This is a genomic window from Nonomuraea marmarensis (assembly GCF_043197025.1).
In the GTDB taxonomy this organism is placed as follows: Bacteria; Actinomycetota; Actinomycetes; order Streptosporangiales; family Streptosporangiaceae; genus Nonomuraea; species Nonomuraea marmarensis.
Genome location: NZ_JBICRM010000002.1, coordinates 196,842 through 223,459, shown reverse-complemented (window position 1 = coordinate 223,459; position 26,618 = coordinate 196,842). Strand labels below are relative to the sequence as shown.

The 26,618-nt window shown below is 70.2% G+C and carries 22 protein-coding genes; 8 read left to right on the top strand and 14 right to left on the bottom strand.

Going from position 1 to position 26,618, the window contains the following annotated elements; translation table 11 throughout:
* Window positions 1-2 precede the first annotated feature (2 nt).
* The 3 genes from ACFLIM_RS04040 to ACFLIM_RS04030 form a co-directional block, all read right to left on the bottom strand.
* Complete coding sequence (locus ACFLIM_RS04040) at window positions 3-1,088, bottom strand: carboxylate-amine ligase (RefSeq protein ID WP_393161997.1); 1,086 nt, start codon at window positions 1,086-1,088, stop codon at window positions 3-5.
* 82 nt (window positions 1,089-1,170) lie between these two features.
* Window positions 1,171-1,833 carry a M15 family metallopeptidase gene (locus tag ACFLIM_RS04035; protein WP_393161995.1) on the bottom strand — a complete coding sequence of 221 codons (663 nt, stop codon included), beginning with the start codon at window positions 1,831-1,833 and terminating at the stop codon, window positions 1,171-1,173.
* Between the two features lie 12 nt (window positions 1,834-1,845).
* On the bottom strand, window positions 1,846-2,994 hold the full coding sequence (locus tag ACFLIM_RS04030) for an ROK family transcriptional regulator (RefSeq protein WP_393161993.1): 1,149 nt from the start codon (window positions 2,992-2,994) through the stop codon (window positions 1,846-1,848).
* A gap of 136 nt (window positions 2,995-3,130) precedes the next feature.
* Here ACFLIM_RS04030 and ACFLIM_RS04025 point away from each other — a divergent pair, with 136 nt between their 5' ends.
* From ACFLIM_RS04025 to ACFLIM_RS04010, 4 genes are read left to right on the top strand one after another with little or no spacing between them, the layout of a single operon-like run.
* Complete coding sequence (locus tag ACFLIM_RS04025; RefSeq protein ID WP_393161991.1) at window positions 3,131-4,456, top strand: extracellular solute-binding protein; 1,326 nt, start codon at window positions 3,131-3,133, stop codon at window positions 4,454-4,456.
* Between the two features lie 5 nt (window positions 4,457-4,461).
* A complete protein-coding gene (locus tag ACFLIM_RS04020; protein WP_393161989.1) occupies window positions 4,462-5,466 on the top strand; it encodes a carbohydrate ABC transporter permease in 1,005 nt (334 codons plus the stop codon).
* Window positions 5,466-6,317 carry a carbohydrate ABC transporter permease gene (locus ACFLIM_RS04015; RefSeq protein ID WP_393161987.1) on the top strand — a complete coding sequence of 284 codons (852 nt, stop codon included), beginning with the start codon at window positions 5,466-5,468 and terminating at the stop codon, window positions 6,315-6,317. The genes ACFLIM_RS04020 and ACFLIM_RS04015 overlap by 1 nt, the downstream gene beginning before the upstream one ends.
* A gap of 56 nt (window positions 6,318-6,373) precedes the next feature.
* The gene (locus tag ACFLIM_RS04010; protein ID WP_393161985.1) at window positions 6,374-7,813 is read left to right on the top strand and encodes a glycoside hydrolase family 3 protein; all 1,440 of its coding nucleotides are present in this window, start codon (window positions 6,374-6,376) and stop codon (window positions 7,811-7,813) included.
* A gap of 24 nt (window positions 7,814-7,837) precedes the next feature.
* Here the strand turns inward: ACFLIM_RS04010 and ACFLIM_RS04005 are convergent, their stop codons facing one another.
* On the bottom strand, window positions 7,838-9,019 hold the full coding sequence (locus tag ACFLIM_RS04005; RefSeq protein WP_393161983.1) for an ROK family transcriptional regulator: 1,182 nt from the start codon (window positions 9,017-9,019) through the stop codon (window positions 7,838-7,840).
* Between the two features lie 219 nt (window positions 9,020-9,238).
* Between ACFLIM_RS04005 and ACFLIM_RS04000 the strand changes: the two genes are divergently transcribed.
* Entirely contained in the window at window positions 9,239-9,688 is a 450-nt protein-coding gene (locus tag ACFLIM_RS04000; RefSeq protein WP_393161982.1) for an RrF2 family transcriptional regulator, read from the top strand.
* 331 nt (window positions 9,689-10,019) lie between these two features.
* Window positions 10,020-10,799 (top strand): DNA-formamidopyrimidine glycosylase family protein, encoded by a 780-nt coding sequence (locus ACFLIM_RS03995; RefSeq protein ID WP_393161980.1) that lies wholly within the window; start codon window positions 10,020-10,022, stop codon window positions 10,797-10,799.
* Here the strand turns inward: ACFLIM_RS03995 and ACFLIM_RS03990 are convergent.
* From ACFLIM_RS03990 to ACFLIM_RS03965, 6 genes are all read right to left on the bottom strand, one after another.
* Window positions 10,796-11,152: a helix-turn-helix domain-containing protein gene (locus tag ACFLIM_RS03990; protein ID WP_091084154.1), complete on the bottom strand. Its 357-nt coding sequence runs from the start codon at window positions 11,150-11,152 to the stop codon at window positions 10,796-10,798. The genes ACFLIM_RS03995 and ACFLIM_RS03990 overlap by 4 nt on opposite strands.
* Before the next feature lie 286 nt (window positions 11,153-11,438).
* Window positions 11,439-11,930, bottom strand: coding sequence for a CinA family protein (locus ACFLIM_RS03985; RefSeq protein ID WP_393161978.1), 492 nt, complete (start codon window positions 11,928-11,930; stop codon window positions 11,439-11,441).
* Between the two features lie 3 nt (window positions 11,931-11,933).
* The gene (gene pgsA, locus ACFLIM_RS03980; protein ID WP_393161976.1) at window positions 11,934-12,506 is read right to left on the bottom strand and encodes a CDP-diacylglycerol--glycerol-3-phosphate 3-phosphatidyltransferase; all 573 of its coding nucleotides are present in this window, start codon (window positions 12,504-12,506) and stop codon (window positions 11,934-11,936) included.
* Complete coding sequence (gene rimO / locus ACFLIM_RS03975; protein WP_393161974.1) at window positions 12,503-13,912, bottom strand: 30S ribosomal protein S12 methylthiotransferase RimO; 1,410 nt, start codon at window positions 13,910-13,912, stop codon at window positions 12,503-12,505. Before rimO ends, pgsA begins: the two co-directional genes overlap by 4 nt.
* Before the next feature lie 58 nt (window positions 13,913-13,970).
* Window positions 13,971-14,726: a helix-turn-helix domain-containing protein gene (locus ACFLIM_RS03970; RefSeq protein ID WP_393161972.1), complete on the bottom strand. Its 756-nt coding sequence runs from the start codon at window positions 14,724-14,726 to the stop codon at window positions 13,971-13,973.
* A 77-nt stretch (window positions 14,727-14,803) separates the two neighbouring features.
* The gene (locus ACFLIM_RS03965) at window positions 14,804-17,308 is read right to left on the bottom strand and encodes a DNA translocase FtsK (RefSeq protein ID WP_393161970.1); all 2,505 of its coding nucleotides are present in this window, start codon (window positions 17,306-17,308) and stop codon (window positions 14,804-14,806) included.
* Between the two features lie 146 nt (window positions 17,309-17,454).
* Between ACFLIM_RS03965 and ACFLIM_RS03960 the strand changes: the two genes are divergently transcribed.
* Complete coding sequence (locus ACFLIM_RS03960) at window positions 17,455-18,120, top strand: tyrosine-protein phosphatase (RefSeq protein WP_393161969.1); 666 nt, start codon at window positions 17,455-17,457, stop codon at window positions 18,118-18,120.
* Window positions 18,121-18,124: 4 nt separating this feature from the next.
* Here the strand turns inward: ACFLIM_RS03960 and ACFLIM_RS03955 are convergent, their stop codons facing one another.
* Window positions 18,125-18,742, bottom strand: a complete 618-nt coding sequence (locus ACFLIM_RS03955) for a response regulator (protein ID WP_393161967.1) — start codon at window positions 18,740-18,742, stop codon at window positions 18,125-18,127.
* On the bottom strand, window positions 18,739-22,182 hold the full coding sequence (locus tag ACFLIM_RS03950; RefSeq protein WP_393161966.1) for a HAMP domain-containing protein: 3,444 nt from the start codon (window positions 22,180-22,182) through the stop codon (window positions 18,739-18,741). Before ACFLIM_RS03950 ends, ACFLIM_RS03955 begins: the two co-directional genes overlap by 4 nt.
* A gap of 95 nt (window positions 22,183-22,277) precedes the next feature.
* Between ACFLIM_RS03950 and ACFLIM_RS03945 the strand changes: the two genes are divergently transcribed.
* Window positions 22,278-24,734, top strand: a complete 2,457-nt coding sequence (locus ACFLIM_RS03945; RefSeq protein ID WP_393161964.1) for a SpoIIE family protein phosphatase — start codon at window positions 22,278-22,280, stop codon at window positions 24,732-24,734.
* Here the strand turns inward: ACFLIM_RS03945 and ACFLIM_RS03940 are convergent.
* Window positions 24,727-25,659: an aldose epimerase family protein gene (locus tag ACFLIM_RS03940; RefSeq protein WP_393161962.1), complete on the bottom strand. Its 933-nt coding sequence runs from the start codon at window positions 25,657-25,659 to the stop codon at window positions 24,727-24,729. The two genes, ACFLIM_RS03945 and ACFLIM_RS03940, sit on opposite strands and share 8 nt — an antisense overlap.
* Window positions 25,659-26,618: a LacI family DNA-binding transcriptional regulator gene (locus ACFLIM_RS03935; RefSeq protein ID WP_393161960.1), complete on the bottom strand. Its 960-nt coding sequence runs from the start codon at window positions 26,616-26,618 to the stop codon at window positions 25,659-25,661. Before ACFLIM_RS03935 ends, ACFLIM_RS03940 begins: the two co-directional genes overlap by 1 nt.

Sequence of the window (26,618 nt, the reverse complement as noted above, 5' to 3'; positions counted from 1 at the left end):
AATCAAGCCACCGTGGCCTCGATGAGGTCGTCCACCACCTCGGCCAGGTCGTTGCCCCTGGCGTGCACCCGACGCTGGCGCATGGCTCCCGAACCCTTGTCCAGCAGCCGGTCCAGCCCCTCCTGGATGAACGTCAGGTCGCCCGCCTCCGCCAGCGCCGGGCGTACGTGCTCCAGGAGGCGGCGCGCCATCACCGGCGCCGGCACGAGCGTGCCGTGCCGCAGGTCCAGGCTGTCGCCCAGCAGCCCGTCGCGGGCGGCGCGCCAGTAGGCGGCGCGCAGCACCTCCGACGGGACCGGCAACCCCCGGTCGCCGCGCCTGACGGCGGCCAGCGCGGTCACGACCAGCGCGCGGATGAGCCCGATCAGGGTGAGGCTGTCGCTCACGTCGAGCGGCACGTCGGCCACCCTGATCTCCACGGTGGGCAGCCGGGGCGACGGGCGGGTGTCCCAGTAGACGGTCTTGGGGTCGAGCAGCGCGCCCGACTCCGTCAGCGCGCGCAGCGCCAGCTCGTAGTCGCCGAACGACGGGAAGTACGGGGGCGCGCCCGAGACCGGCCAGCGGCCCCAGCTGATCACCCGCCAGGACGCGTAGCCGGTGTCGCGGCCGACGAAGAACGGCGAGTTGGCGGCCAGCGCGATCAGCGTGGGCAACCAGGGGCGCAGGTGGTTGCCGACGTAGACGGCGTGCTCCTCGTCGGGCACGTCCACGTGCACGTGCAGGGCGCAGATGCTGATCTCGTCCTGCAACGCGCGGTAGAGCACCCGGCCCTGCTCGTAGCGGGCGTCGTCGGTGAGCGGCGGCGACACGACGTCCCCCAGCACGGGGATGCCGCTCGCGACCACGGCCAGCCCGCACGAGCGGGCCGCGCCCGCCACCTCCTTGCGCGCGGTACGCAGCTGCGAGCCCAGCTCGCTGAGGTCGGCGGAGGGCGGCGTGCGGGCCTCCACCTGGAATCTGGTGATTTCTTGCACCACGTCCAGCACATCCGTCGCGGCGGCCAGGACCTCGGCCGCCCGGGGAGCCACGTGGCGGGTGCGGGGATCGACGACGAGGTATTCCTCTTCGATCCCGATCAACGGAACCATGCGCACACCTCGCTGGGGAGAGTCTCCGTACGAGGTTGTGCCCTTACCACACCCGGCGGAAAACTCTCCCGACAAGCGGGTGTCAGGCCGCGAATTCCATGGGGCCGTAGAGAGCGTGCGGGGTCTGCGTGGTCATGGCCCAGTAGCGGTCGCCGTACGACCAGTGCCACCACTCGGTCGGGTAGTTGACCAGGCCGACCGGCTCCAGGGCGGCGGCCAGGAGCTTGCGGTTGGCGCGGGCGTCGGCCGAGATGGCGGGGGCGGCCGTGTAGCAGGCGCCGTCGCTCTGCTCCGGGTTGTCGTTGATCTGGGTGCCCATGTCGTATTCGGTGCCGTCGGGGGCGCACAGGGTCAGGTCCACGGCGGCGCCGGCGGTGTGGGGGGCGACGTCGACGGGGGACACGTACCGACTTGCAGCGATATATGCCTCATCGGGCGACATTTCGGGGAATGTCGCTTGGAGCTGCGCCCGGTACCCGTCGAAGATCCGGCGTTGCGTGGTGATCGGGCGGTAGCCCTCGACGATCAGCAGGTGGTAGCCGTCGGGCAGCTGGCGTTCGGCTTGCTCCAGGCGGTCGAGCAGGCCCGAGCGCAGGTGTGCGTACGCGCCCTCCGGGTCGGCCAGGCGCTTGTCCACGCGCAACCGCCCGCGTACGTCGGCCAGCGGCTCGGCGCACTCCCGCACGGGGATCTCGGTCACTCGGGGATCGGAGATGAGCACGACATCGTCAGGGGTGTGCCACATGGGCAGAGATTCTCACACAGTGTCCGAGAAGACCTGTTCCCGGGCCTGTTCCAGAGCCGCGACCAGGGCGCCGCGCAGCACCGGGTTGCCCGCCACCTTGGTCGTGACCACCGTGGGCTGGCTGGGGCACACCCGGGCCACCGCCTCCTGGACCTTGGCGGCCAGCCGCTCGCCTCCGGCCCGGCCGATGTCGCCGCTGAGCACGATCAGCCCGGGATCGAGCACCACGGTCACCGCCGCCGCGCCCACGGCCAGCCGGCTCGCGAGCGCGTCCAGATAGCCTTCGTCGCCGCCGCGTACCAGGTCGGGCACCGTGCTGCCGTGCACGCCGTGCTGCCGGGCCAGGCCGCGCAGCGCGTCGTGGCCCACCAGGCGCTGGAACGAGCCCGACTGCGGCTGCGAGACGTCCGCGGGCAGCGGCTCGCCCGGGACCGGCAACCAGCCGATCTCGCCCGCTCCCCCGGAGATGCCCCGGTGCAGCTTGCCGCCCAGCATGACGCCGAGGCCCTGGCCGACGCCCGCCCAGATGACCACGAAGTCGTCGTAACCGACGGCCGCGCCGTATCGGTGCTCGGCGAGCGCGACCAGGTTGACGTCGTTCTCGATGGTCACGGAGGTGCCGAGGGTCTCGCGCAGGCTGGCCAGCACGCCGACGTGCCAGGCCGGCAGGTCGTACGACCAGCGCACGTCGCCGCTGGCCGGGTCGACCACGCCCCTGGTGCCGATGACGAACGCGCGCAACCGGGACAGGCTGACGTTGGCCGAGTCGCAAGCGCGCTGCACGGCCGCGTGGACCGCTTTGACCGGGTCGCGGCCGTCGGAAGGGTTGAGGGTGATCTCGACGACGATTCGTCCTGTGATGTCCGCCACACCGACCTTGAGGCTGTCGGGCAGGACCTCGAGGCCGGCGACGTACGCGCTGGAGGGGACCACGGCGTACAAGGCGGCGTGCGGCCCCCTGCCGCCCGCGCGCTCTCCCGCGACCTCCACCAGCCCTCGCTCCTCCAGTCGAGCGAGCAGCTGACCTGCGGTTACCTTGGAGAGCCCGGTCCGCTCGCCGAGCTCCGCACGGGTGAGAGGGCCGTCTCCGAGGAGAAGCTCGAGTGCCGCACGATCGTTCAGCCGACGCAGCAACCGCGGGGTTCCCGGGTCTCGGCTCATCGGCGCGCCCCTCTCGTCACGATCGGCTAACAAGCGTTTTTTTTAAGAAAGTTTCTTGTTAGTTTAGCAGCATCGTTCGGCATTGACGATCAGCCTGGTGCGGACTGTAGGCCAGCACCCGGGAAGGGAGAACCCTGTGAGGATCGCGAAGATCACAGCCACAACGGTCACCACGGCCGCACTGGCCCTGGGCCTGGCCGCCTGTGGGTCCAGTCAAGAACCCGCCACGTCCTCACCCAGCGCGGCCGCCTCCGCCAGCGGCCCCAAGTACGCGGGCAAGACGCTGACCTTCTGGCGCCTCGGCGACAGCAACCCGGCCGCGCAGAAGTACACCGACGAACTGATCGCCGAGTTCGAGAAGCAGACCGGCGCCAAGGTGACCGTCGAGTGGATCCCGTGGCCGCAGGTCAACGACAAGTTCACGGCCGCGGCAGCGGGCGGCGTGGGCCCGGACGTGACCGAGATCGGCAACGACCAGGTCCCGCTGTGGCAGAGCCAGGAGGCCCTGGAGCCGATCACCGACATCGTCGCGGGCGGCGACCAGGCCCAGATCCCCAAGAACCTGATGGGCCTGGAGACCATCGACGGCGACACGTACGCCGTGCCGTGGGGCGGCGGCAGCCGGGCGGTGCTCTACCGCGCCGACTGGTTCAAGGACCTAAAGATCGAGATCCCCAAGACCTGGGACGAGCTCCTGGCCGCCGCCAAGAAGATCCAGACCGAGAAGGGCAAGGACGTCGACGGCTTCGCCTTCAACGGCGGCTCCGACGCCAACCACCTGCTCGGCGCCCTCGCCTGGACCGCCGGCGGCGACTACGCGGTCAAGGAGGGCGACAAGTGGGTCGGCAAGCTGACGGACCCCGGCTTCAAGGCCGGCTTCGCGCAGTACACCGGCCTGGTCACCGACGGCCTGTCCAGCAAGTCGCGGCTCAACCAGAACACCACCGAGATCCGCACCAGGATGGCCAACAACAAGGTGGGCATGTACCTCACCGCGTCGTGGGACCTGCCGGGGATCGAGGAGGACAGCAAGGGCAAGCTCAAGGGTGACAAGCTGGCCTTCTTCCCGCTCCCGTCGAAGGACGGCGGCGAGGCGCAGTCCTTCCTGGGCGGCAACGACATCGCCGTCTGGGGCACCGCGAAGGAGAAGGACGCGGCCAAGGAGTTCGTGAAGCTGGCCTCCGGCAAGCAGTGGGGCGTCAAGTACGCCACCGACGGCGGCCTGCTCCCCGTCTACCCTGACGCACTGGCCGCGCTGTCCAGCGACCCGGCGCAGGCGCCGTTCGCGGCCGCCTTCGCCAAGGCCAAGGCCTTCCCCGCCGATCCGCAGTGGACCGAGGCCAACGAGACCAAGGCGGTGCTGCAGAACGCGGCCCGCAAGGTCATCGAGGGCAAGGCGACCGCGGACGAGGCGCTGGCCGCGGCGAACAAGGAACTCGAAGACATCCTCAACGCATCCTGAGACCTATGACGAACACGTCAACGCTCCCCCGGGGTGAAGGCCGCTCCTCCACCCCGGGGCGGCGCCGCGCACGCCCGCCGCAGAAAGCCAGCGGGCTCCCCACCTGGTCGATCCCCTACGTCCTGCTCATCCCCGGTCTGCTGGTCATCGCGGCCCTGCTGCTGTATCCGATGATCCAGATGGTGATCATCGCCTTCCAGAAGGTGGGGCTCGTCCAGATCTCGGGCCGCAGGCCGGCCACCTGGGTCGGTCTCGACAACTTCACCAACGTCCTCGAGAACGACATTTTCTGGTCCTCCCTCCGCAACTCGGTGGTGTTCGCCGCGATCGCGGTGCCGCTCACGCTCATCCTCGGCACCGCCGTCGGCGTCCTGCTGCACCGGCTCGGCAAGAAGATGTCGCTGTTCGTCATCATCGGCATCATGTTCGCCTGGGCAGTCCCGCCGGTGGCGCAGGGCGTGATCTGGCGCTGGTTGTTCGACTCCGAGGCGGGCATGATCAACTGGGCGCTCAACCTGCTGCCCGACTGGCTGTCCAGCGCCCTGTTCGGCCGGGCGGACTGGAGCGGCGAGCCCTGGCTCAACGACGCCTGGTCCATCTACATGGTGCTGATCATCTGCGTGGTCTGGGGAGGCTTCCCGTTCGTCGCGGTCTCGGTGCTCGCCGGGCTCAAGGGCATCCCCGCCGAGCTCTACGAAGCCGCCAAGGTGGACGGGTCGACTCCGTGGCGCACGTTCAGGAAGATCACCTTCCCGCTGCTGAAGCCGGTGTTCGCGGTGCTGACCGTGCTGTCGATCATCTGGGACTTCAAGGTCTTCTCCCAGCTCTACGTGCTGGCCGGCACGAGCAACCGGGAGGCATACAACCTGTCGATGTACGCGGTGACCGAAGCGTTCAAGGCCCCGCCGAAGATGGGGTCGGGCGCGGCCATCGCGGTGGTGCTGACCGTGATCCTGCTCATCGTCACCGCCGCCTACATCCGGCAGATGTTCAAGCAGGAGGAGGTGTGATGAACCCGCTGGCCCGCAAGCGCCTGGGCAAGGCTGCGCTCAACACGGCAGGCGTGCTGGTCTTCCTGGTGGCCACCTTCCCCGTGTACTGGATGGCCTCCACCGCCTTCAAGGCGAACGACCAGATCTTCACGACCGACTTCATCCCGTTCCCGACGCACTTCACCTTCGAGCACGTCCAGCGCGTGCTCACCGACGGCGTGGCCGGGCACTCGATCTGGCTCTACATGCGCAACAGCGCCATCGTCGCGCTCGGCACGGTCCTGATCGGCGCGGTCTTCGCGCTGCTCTCCGCCACGGCGGTGGCCCGGTTCAGGTTCAGGGGCCGGGTGCCCGTCCTGGCGCTGCTGCTCGTCGTGCAGATGATCCCCGCCGAGGCGCTGGTCATCCCGCTGTTCCTGAGCGTCAAGCGCCTGGGCCTGTACGACCAGCTGCTCGGTCTGATCGTCACCCAGGTGGCTCTGACCTTGCCGTTCGGGATCTGGATGTTGCGCACGTTCGTCGCCGCGGTGCCCAAGTCGCTGGAGGAGGCGGCCTGGATCGACGGGGCGAGCCGCTTCACCACCTTCTGGAAGGTGCTCTTCCCCCTGGTGGCCCCGGGGCTGGTCGCGACCAGCATCTTCTCGTTCATCACCGCGTGGAACGAGTTGATCATGTCGCTGTACCTGATCAGCGATCCGACCAAATACACCATGCCCGTCGCGCTGCAGTACTTCTTCGGGCAGAAGGGCACCGACTGGGGCGCCATCATGGCCAGCTCCACGATGATGACCATCCCGGTCGTCATCTTCTTCCTGCTCGTACAACGCCGCATGGTCTCCGGCCTGGTCGCCGGCGCGGTCAAGGGCTGACCACCCGCAACACGCGAAAGTCCTGCTGGACCATGCCTGAAAACTGATGAGGAGCCATGAGTCAGAGTGATCGGGGGCTGCGCCGTCTCGCGGCCGGCACGCTGCTCGTCGCCTTCCCGGGCACCACGGCGCCCGAATGGGTGCTGCGGGAGCTGGAACACGGCCTGGGCGGCGTCACGCTCTTCGGCTTCAACGTGGCCGATCCCGGCCAGGTACGCGACCTGACCACCGCGCTGCGGGGAGCCGGTGAGCCCGTCATCTCGCTCGACGAGGAGGGCGGGGACGTGACGCGGCTGGCGTACCACGTCGGCAGCCCGTACCCGGGGAACGCCGCGCTCGGGGCGGTGGACGACGTCGAGCTGACCCGCCGGGTCTATCGCGCGATCGCCTCCGAGCTGGCCGCGTGCGGCATCAACCTGGACATGGCGCCCAGCGCCGACGTCAACACCGAGGCCGACAACCCGGTGATCGGCACCAGGTCGTTCGGGACCGACCCGGAGCTGGTCGCCAGGCACACGGTGGCCGCCGTACAGGGCCTCCAGGCGGTGAACGTGGCCGCCTGCGTCAAGCACTTCCCCGGCCACGGCGCCACCCGGGTGGACTCGCACCTGGCGATCCCCGTCGTGGACGTGAGCCTGGACGTGCTGCGGGAGCGGGAGCTGGCGCCGTTCCGCGCGGCGATCGGCGCGGGGGCCAAGTCGGTGATGACCGCGCACGTCGCGGTGCCGGTGGTGACGGGCGAGACGCCCGCCACCCTGTCCGGCGCCGCACTGACCGGGCTCCTCAGGGGCGAGCTCGGTTACGGCGGCGTGGTCGTCACCGACGCGCTGGACATGCACGCGATCACCAAGAGCGTGGGCCTGGCCGGCGGCGCCGTGCTGACGCTCGCGGCCGGGTCCGACCTGCTGTGCCTGGGCCCGGTGCCCACCTACGACGACGTCCAGGCCATCATCGCGGAAATCGTCGCCGCGGTGCGTGACGGCCGGCTGCCGCTGGAGCGGCTGGAGGAGGCGGCGGAGCGGGTGGCGGCGTTGCGGGCCTGGTTCGGCGCTCCAGAGCAGGTACCAGCCGAGCAGAACGGGGTCGGCCTGCACGCCGCGCGCCGCGCCGTGCGGCTGATCGGAGCGACGGAGCCCCTGGTCGAGCCCCTGGTGATCGAGGTGGACACGCCGCCGACGATCGCCGTGGGCGACGTGCCGTGGGGTGTGGGCCCGTGGCTGCCGGACGCGGAGATCATCCGGGTCAAGCCCGCGGCCGCCGACGCCCTCGGCCTGCTGGCAAAGGCCGCGAACCGGTCCCTGGTCATCGTGGTCAAGGACGCGCACCGCCATCCGGCGAGCCAGGAACTGCTCTCCGCCCTGGTGGCGGCCCGCCCCGACGCGACGGTGATCGAGATGGGACTGCCCGTCTGGCGGCCCGACAGCGCGGCCTACATCGCCACGTACGGGGCCGCCAGGGCCAACGCCCAGGCCGCCGTGGAACTGCTCACCGCCTAGGCCTCCAGAGCTCCTCGCGTCCTCTCAGGGCGCGAGGAGTTCCTCGCGCGCCTGGTCCAGCGCGGCCAGTACGGCGCCGCGCAGCACCGGGTTGTTGTCGGTCACCGTCGTGGTGACCACCTGGGGACGCACGGGACAGATCCGGGCCACGGCCTCCTCCACCCGGGACGTCAGCGCGGCGCCACCGGCGTGCCCGACCTCCCCCGCCAGCACCACCAGGCCGGGGTCGAGGATCACGCACACCGCGGCGACTCCCAGGGCGAGCCGGTGGGCGATCTCGTCGAGCAGCGGCTCACCCGCGGCGCCCGCGGCCACCGCGACCTTGACGCACTCGCCCGCGCTGCCGGCCGCGAAGCCGTACCCCTGGGCCAGCTCGGCCACCGCCTCGGCGCTGACCAGCGACTGCAGGCCGCCCGCCAGCGACGGCAGCCGCCCCGGCTCGGTGCGGATGTCCTCGGGCAGCGGCACGCCGGGCACCGGCAGGTAGCCGATCTCCCCCGCGCTGCCGGAACGCCCTCTGTGCAGCTTGCCGCCGAGCATGATCGCCAGGCCCAGGCCGCGGCTCGACCACAACAACACGAAGTCGTCGATCCCCTTGGCCGCCCCGTCGGCGCGCTCGGCGATGGCGGCGAGGTTGACGTCGTTCTCGATCGTCACCTCGCGCCGCAGGTCGCCGGCCAGGGCTTCGTGGATGCCCTCGTGCCAGCCGGGCAGGTCGAAGGAGAAGCGCACGTCGCCGCTGCGCGGATCGACCACGCCGGGGGTGCCGATGACGACGCCGCGCAGCTTGGCGATGCTGACCTTGGCGCTGCGGCAGGCCTTGACGATCGCGCCGTGCACCACGGAGACCGGGTCGTCGTGGCCGCCGGGATCGACGGTGACCTCGGCGATCGTGTGGCCGTGGATGTCGGCGATCGCGGTGGAGATCAGCTCGGGGCCGACTTCGAGGCCGGCCACGTACGCGCTGGAGGGGATCACGGAGTAGAGCGCCGCGTTGGGGCCGCGCCCGCCGGCCTGCGCGCCGACCACCTCGACCAGGCCGCGCTCCTCCAGCCTGGCCAGCGTCTGCGAGGCCGTGACCTTGGACAGGCCGGTCAGATCGCCGATCTGACCGCGAGTCATGGGACCGGTTGCCAGCAGCAGGTCCAGCGCGGCCCGGTCATTGATCTCCCTGAGCAGTCTGGGCACACCAGGACGTCGCTCCACGCTGAATCCCACCGTCGCAGTCGAACCACTGTTATTCGAAAAGGTTGTTGGAAGTTTAGCGCTCAGGGCCCTGCATGCTGCCGCAGGTGAACACTAGGATTCCCGATGGCCATTCGCGTTCGGCATCGTAGCCGGGACGACCCGCCGTATTTGGGTCACCTGCCCGTTTCTGACGAGCTTGCGCCTAACCAGTGTTGACCAGGAGGGATAATCGAGAACATGCGCCTTTCCGCTCGTGTCGACTACGCCCTCCGTGCCGCCGCCGAACTGGCCGCCGCCGGTGCAGGCCCGACTACCGTGGGCGAGCTCGCCAAGGAACAGGACATGCCGCCTAAATACCTGGAAAACATCCTGCTGCAGATGCGCCGCGCCGGGCTCGTGCGCGGGCAGCGGGGGCCAGAAGGCGGTTACGTGCTGGCCAGGCCCGCTGCCGACATCACGCTGGCCGACGTGATCCGGGCCGTGGACGGCCCGCTGGCCAACGTACGCGGCGAACGCCCGGAGCACGTCGGCTACCGGGGGCCCGCCGAGTCGTTGCAGCAGGTGTGGATCGCGTTGCGGGCCACCGAGCGGTCGATCCTGGAGGAGGTCACGCTGGATCAGGTCGCCACGGGGGCGCTGCCCGAGCGCATCCGCCAGCTCGCCGCCGACCCCGCCGCCTGGGACTGACCCCAGCCCGCCGACACGGACCACCAGCGTCCTCAGACCCCGGCCCGCCGCGCGGAGCTGCTCGACCACGCGAGCTCGTCCAGCACGCCGGTCGCCAGGACCTGCGTGGTCTGACGGCCGAGACGCCCCGCAGGGGCTCGATCACGCGCAGGAACGGCTCGGGCTCCAGGTCCGCCGGCCCGTCAGCCGGTAGCCGGCCACCTCGGCGGGGTCGTCCCCGCGTAAACCCGTGATCTCGAGCATGCCCCGCTCAGCCTTCCGCCAGGTTCACTCCTCGATCATCATTATGGTCATCAACCCGGTCGAACGCTCGCTTTCCTAGACTGGAGGGATGCCCGAAGGAGACGCCGTCTACCGCACGGCCGCCCGCCTGCGAGGCGCGCTGGACGGGCGCGTGCTCACCAGGTCGGACTTCCGCGTCCCCAAGCACGCCACCGCGGACCTCACCGGGCGCGTGGTCGTCACCACGCTCTCCCGGGGCAAGCACCTGCTCACCCGCGTCGAGGGCGACCTGACCGTGCACAGCCACCTGCGGATGGACGGGAGCTGGCAGATCATGCCCGCAGGCCGGCGCACCGCGCCGGGCGACCGGGTCAGGCTGGTCCTGGCCAACGAACAGTGGCAGGCGGTGGGGGTACGACTCGGCATGGTCGATCTCGTCAGGACCGCCGGCGAGGACCGCCTGGTCGGCCACCTGGGGCCGGATCTGCTCGGCGCGGACTGGGACCCGGACGAGGCCGTACGAAGGCTACGAGCGGCACCCGGCAGGACCATCGGGGAAGCGCTGCTCGATCAGCGCAACCTGGCGGGGATAGGCACGATCTATCGCGCCGAGACCCTGTTTCTGCGCGGGATCTGGCCGTGGAAGAAGGTCGGGGAGATCGAGGATCTCAACGGGCTCGTGTCATTGGCCCAGCGGCTCATGGAAGCCAACAAGGGCCACGCGGGCACGGTGACCACGGGTGATCGCCGCCCGGCGAACCAGACCTGGGTCTATGGCAGGGCGGGGAGGCCCTGTCGCCGATGCAGCACCCGCATCAGCCGCGGGGAGATGGGGGCACAACCGCAGGAACGGCTGATCCTGTGGTGTGATGACTGCCAGCCGCGTTAGGCAGCCACCATGTCCTTGACTTCGGGGAACACGGAATCGGAAATCGACCCGGGAACCGTCTCCGCAAGGGGCAGCCGCTCGTGCTCCGGCACGTCGGCAAGCACAGGAGCCGCCTGGAGCTCCGCCAGCGCGAACTGGTCGGAAACCTCACGCAACACCTGCGAAAGCGGCACTCCGAGCGCGCCGCAAATGGACGCGAGCAGCTCAGAGGATGCCTCCTTCTGGCCGCGCTCTACCTCGGACAGGTAACCCAGGGAAACCCGCGCGAGCGTGGACACCTCACGTAGCGTGCGTCCCTGCCGCACCCGCAACCGCCTCAGCACGTCACCGAGCAGCTGACGCAGCAAAATCATCTGTCGCTCCCTCCCCGGCGCGGATGTCTTCACCACGCCCCGCGCGATCGGATCGTGCCGCACATTGGTCTTCTTACCTTCGTACATGCTCCTCGCCGTCATCATTGGGCGTCGCCGCCCCTGGACCGCCGCTCGTGGCTCGTTGCGCGACTCATCAGGCCCGCCTGCCGGGCGATCGGTGCTTGCAGTTGGCTCACGGACCTCACTCACAGCTCCACCGTACCCGTATCAACCGACACCGCGTCAGACCGCGCATGCCATGTTCGCTCGGGACGTAACACGGTAATCACCCGGAATGTTCCCCTTTGTTCGCCTTCAGCACACCTGACAGTAGATCGACTGCCTCGTCCACCGTCTTTACCCTGATACGTTCGCGCGACCCTCGAAGTCTCAATTCGCGGGCCCAAATCTGCCCGCCCGGCCCGGAAACGGCCGCGTGCACGGTGCCGACGGGTCTTCCGTCCTGCGGCTCCGGCCCGGCCACACCCGTCACCGCCAGGCCGTATGTGGCCCCGCACAGCCGCGCCACCCCGGCTGCCATGGCCGCGGCCACCTCGGGGTGCACGGCCCCCTCACGCCGCAGCAGCTCCTCCGGCACGCCCAGCAGCTCCCGCTTGAGATCGGTGGCGTAGGAGATCACCCCGCCCCTGAACGCCTTGGACGAGCCCGAGACCGACGTGATCGCGGCTCCGATCAGCCCACCGGTCAGCGACTCGGCCACCGCCACCGTGGCGGCCCGGCTCACCAGCATCGACAGAACCTCGGCCACATCCGCCATCGATCACCCCTCGCGCGCCTGCCTGGCCACTTTACGCAGTCTGACCGCCCGGATGACATAGTCGGCGCCCGTGCCCACCGTGACGACCGCCGCCGCCCCCATCACCACCCACCGGACGGGATCGGGCACCCAGGGCAGGAGGTAGAGCACGATCGCGGCGATCTGCAACACAGTTTTTACCTTGCCGCCGTAGCTGGCCGGGATGACCGCGTGCCTCAGCAACAGGAACCTGAGGGCCGTGATGCCCAGCTCCCTGCCGAGGATCACGATCGTGACCCACCACGGCAACTCGCCGAGGATCGACAGGCACACCAGCGCCGCACCCGTGAGGGCCTTGTCCGCGATCGGATCGGCGATCTTGCCGAAATCGGTGATCAGGCCGTAGCGCCTGGCCAGCTCACCGTCGAGGTGGTCGGTGATCGAGGCCACCGCGAACACCGCGAGCGCGGCCACCCGCCAGCCCGCGCCCGGCAGGAAGAGGCAGACGACGAAGAAGGGGACGAGCACCAACCGGAGGACCGTGAGGACGTTGGCGATGTTCCACGGGCTTACCACGCGGCGCTCGTCCCTCATCATGGACCGGCCTTGATCCGCGCGATCAGATCGACCCCCTCGGCGTCGACCACCACCGCGCGCACGATCTGCCCTCTGACCAGCCCGATGCCCTGCACCGTGACGGAGCCGTCGACCTCGGGGCCCTGGTGGGCGGCCCGGCCCTCATAGCCGCCGTCGCCCAGGTCGTCGTCGATCAGCACGTCCACCTCGGTGCCTATGCGCTCCTCCGCGCGCTGGGCGGTCAGCTCCTCTGCCAGCTCGGTGAGCACCCGCACACGCTCGTCGATGATGTCCTGGTCGAGCTTGCCCGGCAGCTGCGCCGCCTCGGTGCCGTCCTCGTCGGAATAGCCGAACACGCCGATCACGTCGAGCCTGGCCTCCTCCAGGAAGCCGACCAGCTCGCCGAACTCCTCCTCGGTCTCGCCGGGGAAGCCCACGATGAAGTTGGAGCGCACGCCCGCCTCAGGGGTGCGCTCACGCACGGTCTGGAGCAGCCCCAGGAAACGCTCGGGGTCGCCGAAGCGGCGCATCCTGCGCAGGACCATGCCGCTGGCGTGCTGGAAGGACAGGTCGAAGTAGGGGGCGACGCCCTCGGTGCCGGTGATCACCTCGATCAGCCCGGGCCGCAGCTCGGCGGGCTGCAGGTAGCTGACCCGCACCCGCTCGATGCCCTCGACCGCCGAGAGCTGCGGAAGCAGCTTCTCCAGCGCCCGCAGGTCGCCCAGGTCCTTGCCGTAGGAGGTGGAGTTTTCGCTGACCAGGACGAGCTCGCGCACGCCCCGGTGGGCCAGCCAGTCGGCTTCGGCCAGCAGCTCGCCGGGATCTCGCGAGACGTAGGCGCCGCGGAAGGCCGGGATGGCGCAGAACGTGCACCGCCGGTCGCAGCCCGAGGCCAGCTTGAGCGAGGCCACCGGGCTCTCGTCGAGCCGCTTGCGCAACACGCGCGGACCGCTGGCGGGCGCCAGGCCCGCCGGCAGGTCGCCGTGGCCCGGGATGCTCGTCTTGGGCGCGCTGGCACGGTCCACCGGCGAGATGGGCAGCAAGGTGCGGCGGTCGCGTGGCGTGTGCGGCTTGAGCGACCGCCCGGCCAGCACGTCGTCGAGCCGGCCGCCGATCTCGGCGTAGTCGTCGAACGAGATGACCGCGCTGGCCTCCGGCAGGGCCTCCGCCAGCTCGTTGCCGTAGCGCTCGGCCATGCAGCCCGCGGCCACCACCTTCGCCCCGGAGTCCGCGGCGGCCAGCAGCGTGTCGATGGAGTCTTTCTTGGCCGACTCGATGAAGCCACACGTGTTGACGACGACGACGTCGGGGTCGTCGTCGCCCAGCTGCCAGCCGGCAGCCTCGAGTCGCGCGGCCAGCTCCTCGGAGTCGACCTCGTTGCGCGCGCAGCCCAGGGTTATCAGCGATGCGGTTCGGCGGGATGACATGGTGAACACTACGGTATCGGGAGTTGGCCACCACCCGATGCACGGGCTCCCCAGGTGACTACCGCGACTTGGGTTTGGGCGGCCCGAACGAGCGCCGCACTATCTCCCCCCGGCCGCCGAGCCGCTTCACCTTCTTGCCGTTGACCTGCAGTGACACGGCACTCGCGTCGGCGAGCAACACGTTCACCTGTTCCTCGGCCTGCCACTCGGAGCTCTTGCCCGCCTTCAGCGTTCCCGAGAACAACTTGCGCCCCTTGGCGTCGCGCACGTTCACGTACGACGACCGCTTCGCCTTGATCCGGACCGTCACCATGCCCTTCTTCGAGGACGCCGACGGCTTCGGCGTCTCGGTGATGGGCGTGTTGGGCGGCACGCTCGGCCTGGCGGACGCCGCGTGCACGTCACCGGTCCGCACCTGGTCGCTCGCACCCCCCAGCACGCGCATCATGCCGAAGACCACCACGATCGCCAGCGCCACCCCGAGCGCCATCGTCCAGTTGGGACCCCGCTTCTCCGGCAGGTTGATCGTGCGGTCGGCCTGGAACACGGCCGCGGCCCGCACCGGCACCGGCGCACCGCCCTGCTGCTGATCGAAAAGATGGACCGTGGCCTCGGGATCCAGCCCCACGGCCTTGGCCACGGCTCTGACATGCCCCCTCGCATAGAAATGACCACCGCACTGGCCGTAGTCATCCTGTTCCATGCGTTGGATGATCGCCTCACGGATCCTGGTGGCCTCACCGACCTGCGCGACCGTCAGTCCGGCGGACTGCCTGGCCGCGGCCAGTATGGCTCCGATGCTCTGCTCCTGCACAGCGAACGCCCCCCCAGCACGACGTTGCGTAGTGGTTCATATTCAACCAGTTACCGCCGTGCAATCACGCATTGGGGTCATTCGCCACGCAGGTCGGCCAGCAATCCCGGCAGATCATCCGGTTTCACCAGCACTTCTCGAGCCTTCGATCCTTCGCTGGGGCCGACGACATTGCGGCTTTCGAGCAGGTCCATGAGCCGCCCGGCCTTGGCGAACCCGACCCGGAGCTTGCGCTGGAGCATCGAGGTCGAGCCGAACTGGGTGGTCACGATCAGCTCGGCAGCCTGGATCACCAGGTCGAGATCGTCGCCGATGTCCTCGTCGATCTCCTTCTTGACCGGCGCGGCGGCCACGTCCTCGCGGTATTCGACCTGCATCTGCTGCTTGCAGTGCGCGACGATCTCGGCGATCTCCTTCTCGGAGACGAACGCGTTCTGGATCCGGATGGGCTTGCTGGCGCCCATCGGCAGGAAGAGCGCGTCACCCTGACCGACCAGCTTGTCGGCGCCCGGCTGGTCGAGGATGACCCGTGAGTCGGTGAGCGACGACACCGCGAACGCCAGCCTGGACGGCACGTTCGCCTTGATCAGCCCGGTCACCACGTCCACGCTGGGCCGCTGGGTGGCGATCACCAGGTGGATGCCCGCCGCACGGGCGAGCTGCGTGATGCGCACGATCGAGTCCTCGACGTCGCGCGGGGCCACCATCATCAGGTCGGCCAGCTCGTCCACGATCACCAGCAGGTACGGGTACGGCTGGTAGACCCGCTCACTCCCGGGCGGCGGCTGCAGCTTGCCCGCCCGCACGGCCTTGTTGAACTCGTCCACGTGCCGGAACCCCGACGCCGCCAGGTCGTCGTAACGCCGGTCCATCTCGCCGACCACCCATTCGAGGGCCTCGGCGGCCTTCTTCGGGTTCGTGATGATCGGCGTGATCAGGTGGGGGATGCCCTCGTACCCGCTCAGTTCGACCCGCTTGGGGTCCACCAGCACCATCCGCACCTCGTCGGGCGTGGCCCGCATCAGGATGCTGGTGATCAGCCCGTTGACGCAGACCGACTTGCCCGCGCCGGTGGCGCCCGCGATGAGCAGGTGGGGCATCTTGGCGAGGTTCGCGACGATGGTACGGCCCTCGACGTCCTTGCCCAGACCCACGATCATCGGGTGGTGGTCGGCCTGCGCCACCTGGGCCCGCAGCACGTCGCCCAGAGCCACGAGATCCTTGTCCGCGTTCGGAATCTCCACCCCGATAGCCGACTTGCCCGGGATAGGCGACAAAATCCTGACATCAGCGGATTTAACGGCGTACGCGATGTTCTTCGTGAGCGCCGTGACCTTCTCCACCTTCACGGCCGGGCCGATCTCGATCTCGTAACGGGTCACGGTCGGCCCGCGGGTGAACCCGATCACCTGCGCGTCGATGGTGAACTGCTCCAGCACGCTGGTCAGCGCGTTCACCACGGTGGTGTTGGCCTTGGTCTGCGGCTTGGGCACGCTGCCCGGCTTGAGGTACTGCAGATCCGGCAGGCTGTACGGCCCAGCCTGCGGGGACAGCACGAGCTGCTCCACCTTGCGCGGCGCGGGTGTCGGCTGCGGCGGCTCCGGCTTCCTGTCGGCCTCGGGAGCGGGCGCCTCCTCCTCGTCCGTCAGCCCGGGCACGATCTCGGGCGAGTGGTCGGCCCGCTTGTCCTTCTCGGCCAGCACGGGCGTGTCATACGGTTTGACCGTCTCGCCCCCCTCCTCAGGAGGCTTCTTGGCGGCCCTGACCCGCTTCTTGCCCGGCTCCCGCGGCTCCGGATCGGCGTGCCGCTCGAACAACATGTGCCTGAGCTCGGCCAGCCGCTCCGGAATCCGGTGCACGGGAGTCGCGGTGATCACCAGCACGCCGAACCCCGACAGGATCAGCAGCAGCGGGATCGTGATCCACGGCGGCAGGATGCTCATCGGCGGCGCCGCTGCGATGAACCCGATCATGCCCCCGGCCTGCGAGACCTTGTCCATGCCCTGGCCCTCGCCGGCCGGGTAGGGGGTGCCGTTGGCCACGTGGATGACGCCGAGCACGCCGACCAGCAGCGCGACCCAGCCGATCACCATGCGCCCGGTATCGGCGTTCTGGTCGGGGTGACGCAGGTAGCGCCAGGCCAGCAGCCCGAGCAGCAACGGCAGCGCCCAGGCCAGCGAGCCGAACACGCCGTGCACGGTCGCGTTCACCACGCCGGCGACGGCGCCGTCGGAGTTGCGCCACGTCATGGCCGCGACCACGATCGCGCCCGCGAGCACCGTCAGGCCCACCCCGTCGCGCCGGTGCGCGGGATCGAGCTCGCGGGCGTTCTTGCCCAGCGCGCGGGCCGTGCTGCCGATGCCGTTGGCGAGCAGCATCCACAGCCCGACTATCAGCTTGCCGATCATCGTGAAGACCCAGCTGATCGGGTCCTGGTGGGTCACCGAAGGCTTGCGGCCGGCGGCTCCCCTCGCCCTGGACCGCCCCGCCGACGTGGCCCCGCGCTTGGCGGGGGTCGAGCGAGACGAGGTCGACCGCTTCGCCGGCCCCTTCGATGCGCTTTTCGGCGTACGGGTGGCCATGATGCCAAAGGTACGTCGGAGACACCGCTGAACGCGCGGAGGCTCGCCGAAGACCCCGCCAGGCCGCCTCAAACATGCCGAGAGGGTTCACCCGATGTCCACACAAAAGCCGCAACCCCGCAGACAACCCATTCATAAATGGGTTCATGCCTCTCCTGAACCTCCGGGACGTCGCGGCGGAGACCGCGCTGCGCCCCGGCGTGCTCTACCGCTCCGCGCAACCGCACACGCTCACCCCCGCGGACGCGAAGCTGGTCGCGAGCCTGCGGCTGATCGCCGACCTGCGCGGCGACGACGAGCGCTCCCCCGGCGACTGGGCGCTCGCGCTGGGCGGCGCCGTCAGGCACGCGCCGCTCGGCGCCGGGTCCTCCTCCTCGCCCGTCGCGCTCGCGGCCCTGCCGCCGGACATGGACCTGGGCGACCTGTACGTGGCCCTGCTCCAGCACCGGGCGGCCTGGTTCGCCGGGGTCATCGCGGAGATCGCCGACGGGCTGCCCGCGCTCGTCCACTGCGCGGCGGGCAAGGACCGCACCGGCGTGGTCGTCGCGCTGATCCTCGACCTGCTGGGCGTGGACCACGAGGCCATCGTGCGCGACTACGCGCTCACCGCCAAGGCGCTGCCCGACGTCCTGCTCATGCTGGACATGACGCTGCCGTCGGGCCTGCCCTCCGCGCTGCTGGAGGCGCCGGAGAGCGCGATGCGCACGTTCCTGGCCGCGCTGGCCGAGCGCGGCGGCGCAGAGCGCGTGCTGCTGGCCAACGGCCTGACCCCGGCGCACGCCGGGCGGCTGCGCACCGCCCTCCTCCCCTGAGCCGTCATTCCCTGAGCGGCGCCGTGGACGAGGCCACCTCGAAGGCGGCCTGCATGGCCGCCACCCGGTCGGCCAGGTCCTTGACCGCGTCTCTCAGCCCCTCGTCGCCCGAGGTGGCGGCGGCCAGCCCGGCCAGGCGGGCCTCGACCGAGCCGAGCCGCCGCGCGAAGTCCGACAGCGCCTCGTCGTCGTGGACGAGCTGGGTGAGCAGCGCGGCCTGCTCCACGAGCACCGCGTTCTTGCGGAACAGCTCCATGAAGACCGCGACCTTGGACCTGAGCACCCACGGGTCGAAGGGCTTGGTGAGGTAGTCGACCGCGCCGACCGCGTAGCCGCGGAAGGCGGCGCGCGAGTTGGGTTCGGTGCCGGTCAGGAAGATGATGGGCACGTCGCGGGTCTGGTCGAGGCGCTTGATGTGGGTGGCGGTCTCGAAGCCGTCCATGCCGGGCATGAGCACGTCGAGCAGGACCACCGCGAAGTCGTGGCGCAACATCAGCTTCATCGCCTCGGGCCCCGACCTGGCCTTGAACAGCGGCTGCTGGAGTGGCCGCAACACGGCCTCCAGCGCGACCAGGCTCTCCTCGTTGTCGTCTACGAGGAGGATCTTGACCTGACGGTTCATGTGAGCCATCCGCGCATCACCTCGAGCAGGTGGTCGAGATCCACAGGTTTGGGCACGTAGTCGGAGGCGCCGCAGGAGATCGTCTTCTCCCGGTCGCCCGGCATCGCCTTCGCGGTGATCGCGATGATCGGCAGGTCGGCGAACCTCGGCATCTTGCGTACGGCGACGAGCGTCTCGTAGCCGTCCATCTCCGGCATCATCACGTCCATGAGGACGAGCGCGATCTCCTCGTCGCGTTCCAGCGCCTCGATGCCCTCCCTGCCGTTCTCGGCGTAGACGATCTCCATGCCGAGCCGGCCGAGCACGTGGGTCAGCGCGTACACGTTGCGGATGTCGTCGTCCACGATGAGCACCCGCCTGCCCGCGAACACCGCGCCGAGCGGGCCGTCCCTGAGCTGGGTGAGCCTGGGGGCGGAGCGCCACAGGTCGTCGCTCTCCACGGCCGGCCATCCGGCCTGCGGCGGGGGCTCCGGCGGCCAGTCGGGCTCGCCCGCCACGGTCGAGGCGGGGCACCTGGCGGGCACGTACAGCGTGAACGTGCTGCCCACGCCCGGGCTGCTGGCGGCGTGGATCTCGCCGCCGAGCAGGCGGGCGATCTCGCTGCTGATCGACAGGCCCAGGCCCGTGCCGCCGTATTTGCGGCTGGTGGTGCCATCGGCCTGCTGGAACGCGCCGAAGATGGCGGGCAGCTTGTCGGCCGCGATGCCGATGCCGGTGTCGCTGACGGCGAACGCGATCACCTCGGCGTCGTCCCCCAGCGCCCGGTCACGATCGACCGAGACCGCCAGCCGCACCTCGCCGGCCGAGGTGAACTTGACCGCGTTCGACAGCAGGTTGCGCAGGATCTGCTGGAGGCGGCGCTCGTCGTTGTACAGCTCGCGCGGCGTGCCCGGGCGGACCTCGATCTCGAACGTGAGCCCGCGATCGACGGTGAGCGGCCTGAACGTGGCGTCCACGTAGTCGAGCAGCTTGCTCAGCGGCAGTTTCTCGGGCCGCACGTCCATCCGCCCCGCCTCGATCTTGGACAGGTCGAGGATGTCGTTGATGAGCTGGAGCAGGTCGCTGCCCGCGTTGTGGATCGTGGTGGCGAACTCGACCTCCTGCTCCGACAGGTTGCCCTCCAGGTTGTCGGCCAGCAGCCGGGCCAGGATGAGCAGGCTGTTGAGCGGCGTGCGGAGCTCGTGGGACATGTTCGCCAGGAACTCCGTCTTGTAGCGCGAGGAGGTGGCCAGCAGGTGGGCCTTCTCCTCCAGCGCCGCGTTGGACCTGCGCAGCTCGGCCTGCTGACGCTGCAGCTCGTCCGAGCGGCCCTGGAGCTGCTGGGCCAGCCGCTGCGACTCCGACAGCAGCGACTCGGTGCGGGCGTTGGCGATGATGGTGTTGATGGCGACGCCGATGGTGACCACGAACTGGTCGAAGAAGGCCAGGTGCACGTCGCTGAACCGGCTGAACGAGGCCAGTTCGATCACCCCGAGCACCTTGTCCTCGAACACGATCGGCAGCACCACCACGCTCGCGGGCGCGGCCTCGCCCAGCCCCGAGCAGACCTTGATGTAGCCGGGCGGCACGTCCTCCAGCAGGATCCGCTTGCGCTCCAGCGCCGCCTGCCTGATCAGGCCGGGCCCTGGAGTGCCGGGGCCCGGCAGCACGTCGTGGGCGGCGCCGTAGCCGGCGATGAAGGCCAGCCTGCCGTCCAGGGAGTCGGACTCGGCCAGGAAGAAGGCGCCGTACTGGGCGCTGACCAGCGGCGTCAGCTCGCGCAGGATCAGATCGGCCACTTCGACCAGGTCGCGGTGGCCCTGCATGAGCCCGGCGATGCGGGCCAGGTTGCTCTCCAGCCAGTCCTTGGCGCGGGTGGTCTCGCGCAGGTTGGCGACCATGAGGTTGACGTTCTTCTTCAGCTCGGCGACCTCGCCCTTGGCCTCGACGCTGATGGAGCGGCTCATGTCGCCCTGGGCGACGGCGCTGGCCACCTCGGCGATGGCGCGCACCTGGGTGGTGAGGTTTCCGGCGAGCTCGTTGACGTTCTTGGTGAGGCGTTCCCAGGTGCCGTAGACGCCTTCGACCTCGGCCTGGCCGCCCAGCCTGCCCTCCGAGCCGACCTCGCGCGCCACCCGGGTCACCTCGGAGGAGAACGACGACAGCGTGTCGACCATGGTGTTGATCGTGGTCTTCAGCTCCAGGATCTCGCCCCGGGCGTCCACGTCGATCTTCTTCGACAGGTCGCCGTTGGCCACCGCGGTCGCCACCTGGGCGATGTTCCGGACCTGGCTGGTGAGGTTGGAGGCCATCAGGTTCACGTTGTCCGTCAGGTCCTTCCACACCCCGCTCTTGCCCCGCACCTGCGCCTGGCCGCCGAGCAGCCCTTCCGTGCCCACCTCGCGGGCCACCCGGGTCACCTCGTCCGCGAACGCCGACAGCTGACCGACCATCGTGTTGATCGTCTCCTTGAGCTGCAGGATCTCACCGCGGGCGTCCACGGTGATCTTCTTCGACAGGTCGCCGTTGGCCACCGCGGTCGTCACTTGGGCGATCGAGCGCACCTGCGTGGTGAGGTTGGAGGCCATGAAGTTGACGTTGTCGGTCAGGTCCTTCCAGGTGCCGAGCACGCCCTTCACCTCGGCCCGGCCGCCGAGCTGCCCCTCCGTGCCCACCTCGCGCGCCACCCTGGTCACCTCGCTGGCGAACGCCGAGAGCTGGTCGACCATGGTGTTGACGGTCAGCTTGAGCTCCAGCAACTCGCCGGTGGCCTCAACCGTCACCTGCCTGGTCAGATCGCCCCTGGCCACGGCCGTGGTCACCACCGCGATGTCGCGCACCTGGGCCGTCAGCCGCCCGGCCATGGCGTTGACCGCCTCGGTCACGTCACGCCAGCTCCCCGACATGCCCTGCACCTTGGCCCGGCCACCCAGCCGGCCCTCCGTGCCGACCTCCCGCGCGACCCTGGTCACCTCGCCGGAGAACAGCGCGAGCTGCTCGACCATGCGGTTGACCGCCTTGCCCATCAGCCGCAGCCCGCCGCGCAGCGGCCGGTTGTCCTCCTGCAGGTCCACCCGCATGGACAGATCGCCGTCCGCGACCGCGTTCAGCACCCGCGTGGCCTTGGCCGCCGGGATGACCAGCGCGTCGACCAGGGTGTTGACCGCCGCGACGTTGACCGCCCAGCTCCCGGCGCCGGGGCCGGGGCTCAGCCGCTCGTCGAGCCGCCCCCGCCTGGTCACCTCGCCGCGCAGCCTGGTCAGCTCGCCCGTGAGGTGCTCGTTGCGGTCGACCACCTGGTTGAACGCGGTCGCCAGCTCGGCCAGGAACGGATCTCCCGGCACCTCCAGGCGGTTGCGGAAGTTGCCGTCACGCAGGCCCTGCAGGGCCACGAGCAGGGGGCGGAGATCCGCCAGATGGAGCGATCCACGAGCATGCGGGGATTCCAACTGCGCGACCATGGCGGCCTTCTTCACAACTGGAGGTATCAACGGCACCAGTCTGCCACTCTGAGAGTGACCGAACTGCCACATCGAGTGATGTTCTAGGACGCAGAGTGGACACGAGCAGGGTGTCGAGCACGGCCTTCGACGGCACGCCCCATGCGCCGGCGCACGCGCGCAAGTTCGTCCGCCAGGTGCTGGGCGAATGGCGGCTGAGCCATCTGGCGGAGGACGCCGTGCTGCTGACCAGCGAGCTCGTCACGAACGCCGTCGTGCACGCGGGCACCGGCATCGAGCTGACCTGCCGCCTGGACGTGGACGCCGACCCGGCGAAGCTGGAGATCCAGGTCGACGACCACCATCCCACCAGGACGATCCTGGCGGCCGACGGCATGCCTGCGGAGGCGCTGCGCACCTCGGGGCGCGGGCTCGCGCTCGCGGGCATGCTGGCCGACGCCTGGGGCGTCACCTACACCAGGACCGTCAAGCGCGTCTGGGTACGCATGGAGATCGCGGACGGCAGCGACGGCCGGGAGGTCGCGGTCGGCACGCCCGGCCTGCTCCCGGCCCCCATCGCGGCGCCCATCGACACGCTGCACGTCGGCGTCGTGGTCAGCGACAGCGACGGGGTCGTCGAGTCGTGGAACTCGGAGGCGGAGCAGCTGCTCGGCTGGCGCCCGGAGCAGGTCATCGGCCGGAAGCTGGAGCGCCTGGTCGCCTGGCGCGGCCACGGCCCGTACGCGCTGTCCTTCGCCGACACGCTCGGCCTGGGCCGCTGGCGGGGCGAGGCGCGCATACGGCACGCCGACGGCAGGTTGGTCCCCGTCTACGTCTCCCACCTGCGCACCCGGGGCCGTTCCGAGGACCGCAGGCTGATCTGGATGGTGGTGGCGAACGATCATCGCTATGTCCTGACGCCGCCCGCGCCGCTGCGCAGGGAGGCGGGCCGGCGCATCAAGGACCTGCTCGACCAGGACATGCCGTTCTCCGAGTTGCTCGACACGATCGCCCAGATCGTCCAGATGTCCAGCGGCGGCGACGCCGCGTACGTGCTGCTGGCCACCGACGGCGGCAACAGGTTCGGCGTGGCGGCCGGCGCGGGAGCGACGGCGGGGCTGGTGGGAGTGCTGGCGACGGGCGTGTTCGGCGCCGACCTCAAGACGCCGACGATGGTCGAGGACCTGCTCGCCGAGGACGTCGAGCTGGCCCAGCAGCTGCGCGCCAGGTCGCTGGCGTGCGCGCCGCTGCTCGTGACCGGCGAGGTGACCGGCTACATCGTGGTGACGGCCGCGCAGCCGGGCTGCTTCGACCAGGAGCTCACGGTCAGCCTGCAGCACATCGCCGACCAGGTGGCCGTGCCCGTGCAGCGCGAGCGGCTGGCCGAGCAGGACCGGGCGCACCGCGGCCGGCTGTCCTTCCTGGCCGAGGCGGGCGAGCTGCTGGCCGGCGTGCACGACGAGGAGCTGATCGCGGCGCTGACCGCGCAGCTCGTGGTGCCCAAGATCGCGACCTGGGCGGCCGTCTACCTGACCGATCTGGCGGGCATGACCAGGCTCGCCCACGTCTGGCACAGCGAGGAGCGGCACAACGCCGACCTGCGCAAGTCGCTGCCCGCCATCCCCCGCACCGCGCTCAGCGAGGTGAGCTGGCCGGTCGGCCCCGAGACCGTGTTGTCGTTCCCGCTGCTCACCCAGGGCAGGTCGCTCGGCGCGCTGGTGATCGGCCGCGCCGAGCCGACGCTGCCGCTGGAGCTGGCCGACCTGCTGGCGGACCTGTGCCGCCTGGTGGCGCTCAACCTGCACACGGCCATGCTGTACGCCAGGCAGGCCACCACGTCCCGGGTGCTGCAACGCAGCCTGCTGCCCATGCGCGTGGCGCCCATGCCCGGCCTGGAGTCCGCGGTCGTCTACGAGCCCGCCGAGGAGGGCGCGGACGTCGGCGGCGACTTCTACGATCTGTTCACGGTGGGCGACCACTGGTGCTTCGCGCTGGGCGACGTGTGCGGCAGCGGCCCCGAAGCGGCCGCGGTCACCGGGCTGGCCCGGCACGCCGTACGCCTGCTGGCCAAGGAGCGCTACACGGTGGCCGACATCTTCGACCGGCTCAACCAGGCGCTGCTGGAGGAGGGCGACGAGGGCAGGTTCCTCAGCCTGCTGAGCGGCGAGCTGACCCCGCTCCCCCAGGGCGGCGCCCTGTGCACGATCGCCTCCGCGGGCCATCCGCCGCCCCTCCTGCTGCGGGCGAACGGCCTGGTCGAGGCGATGGCGAGCCCCCAGCTGCTGCTCGGCATCGAGGCCGGCGCCAGGTTCTACGTCGAGACGTTCGAGCTGGCGCCGGAGGAGCTGCTGCTGTGCGTCACCGACGGCGTGACCGAGCGGCGCAACGGCGACCGGCTGCTCGACGACGGCGACGGGCTGGCGGCGCTGCTGTCCGGCTGCACGGGGCTGAGCGCCCACGCGGTGGCCGAACGGGTCCGGCACGCGGTCGAGTCGTTCGCCCCCGAGCCGTCGCAGGACGACGTGGCGCTGCTGGTGATCAAGGCGTCCACCGCCCTGCGTCCGGTCAGATGAACCTGTACGTCGTGGTCGAGGTCCGGCGCTCGCCGGGCCTGAGCACGGTGGAGGGGAACTTCGGCTGGTTGGGCGAGTCGGGGAAGTGCTGCGTCTCCAGGCACAACCCGGCGAACGGCCCGTACGGCGTCGCGGCCCCGTCCAGCATGCCGCCGGCGTAGAACTGCACGCCCGGCTCGGTGGTCGTGACCTCCATGGTGAGGCCGTCGGCCGTCACCCGGGCGGCGCCGTCGAGCACGAAGCAGTGGTCGTAGCCGCCGTCGTACCGCTCCCCCACGGCGTGCGGCTCGGTGAAGTCGAACGGCGTGCCCTTGACCGGCGCGAGCTCCCCCGTGGGGATCTTGCCGTCGTCGACCGGAAGGTAGTGTTCCGCCTCCATCTGGACGACGTGGTCCAGCACGTCGCCGCCGCCGTTGAGGTTGAAGTAGGAGTGGTTGGTCAGGTTGAGCACGGTGGGCGCGTCGGCCTCGGCGGTGTAGTCGAGGCGGAGCGCGTCGTCCGCCAGCGTGTACGTGACCGAGGCGGTCAGCGTGCCCGGGTAGCCCTGGTCGCCGTCGGGGCTGGTCAGCGTGAGCGTCACCGACTCGCCGGTGCGTGCTGCGATGGTCCACACCTTGCTGTCGAAGCCCTCGGTGCCGCCGTGCAGGCTGTGCCGGCCGTTGTTGACGGGCAGCCGGAATTCGACGCCGTCGAGGGTGAAGCGGCCGTTGGCGATGCGGTTGCCGTACCTGCCGACCACGGCGCCGAAGTAGCGGCTGCGGGTCAGGTAGTCCGCCAGCGTGTCGAGCCCGAGCACGACGTTGCGGCCCGACACCTCCAGCGAGCGCACGATGGCGCCGTAGGTGAGCACCTCGGCGCGCAGCCGCCCCGACGACAGCTCGACGCGTTCGACGTGCTCACCGGACGGCAGCGTTCCGAAGATCATTATTGGGCCCTTCCCGTGGACTCGCGGACTATGAGGGCGGTGTCGAGGGTCACTGTCGCGCCCTCGCCCCCCGACTGCAACAGCAGATCGACCGCCATCCTCCCAGCGGCCACGGTCGGCATGGCCACCGTGGTCAGCTTGGGCCTGTTGAGCCGTCCTGGCAGGATGTCGTCGAACCCGACCACACTTATCTGGTCTGGTACCCCTATCTCCATGGCCGCCAGCCCCTCGATGACACCGAGCGCGACGAGGTCGTTGTAGGCGAGCACCGCCGTGGCCCCGCAGGCCGCCACGTCGGGGGCCACGGCCAGGCCGCCTGCCTCCGTGGGCTGGTTGGGGCCGAAGAAGACGAGGTCGAGCCCCGGCGCCTCGGCGGCGACGCCCTGCATCTCGTTGCTGGTCCACGAGCCGATCGGCCCCGACACGAGCGCGATCCTGTGGTGGCCGAGCCCGGCCAGGTGCTCCAGCGCGAGCTTGGCGCCCTGGGCGACGTTCATGAGCACGGCGGGCATGCCCTTGATCCGCCGGTTCACCACCACGAACGGCACGTCCTCCGCCAGCCGCTCGATCATCCGGTTGGACAGCCGGGGGCTGCACAGCAGGACGCCGTCCACCTGCTTGGTGAGCGTCCTGATCAGCTCCTCCTCGACCCGCGGATCCTCGTCCGTGTCGGCCACGAACACGTGGTAGTCGCGGCCCCTGGCCTGCGCCTGAGCGGCCTTGATGAGCGGCGGGAAGAACGGGTTGGCGATGTCCGCCACGATCAGGCCCATGTTGTACGTGCGCCCCGTCGTGAGCGCCCTGGCCGCCCGGTTGGGCCGGTAACCGAGGTCGTCGGCGGCGGCCAGCACGCGGCTTCTGGTGGCAGGATTGACCAGGTGCGGCGCGGAGAAGGTGCGGGACACGGTGGACACGTGCACGCCGCAGGCCCGGGCCACATCCTTGATCGTCGCCGCCAT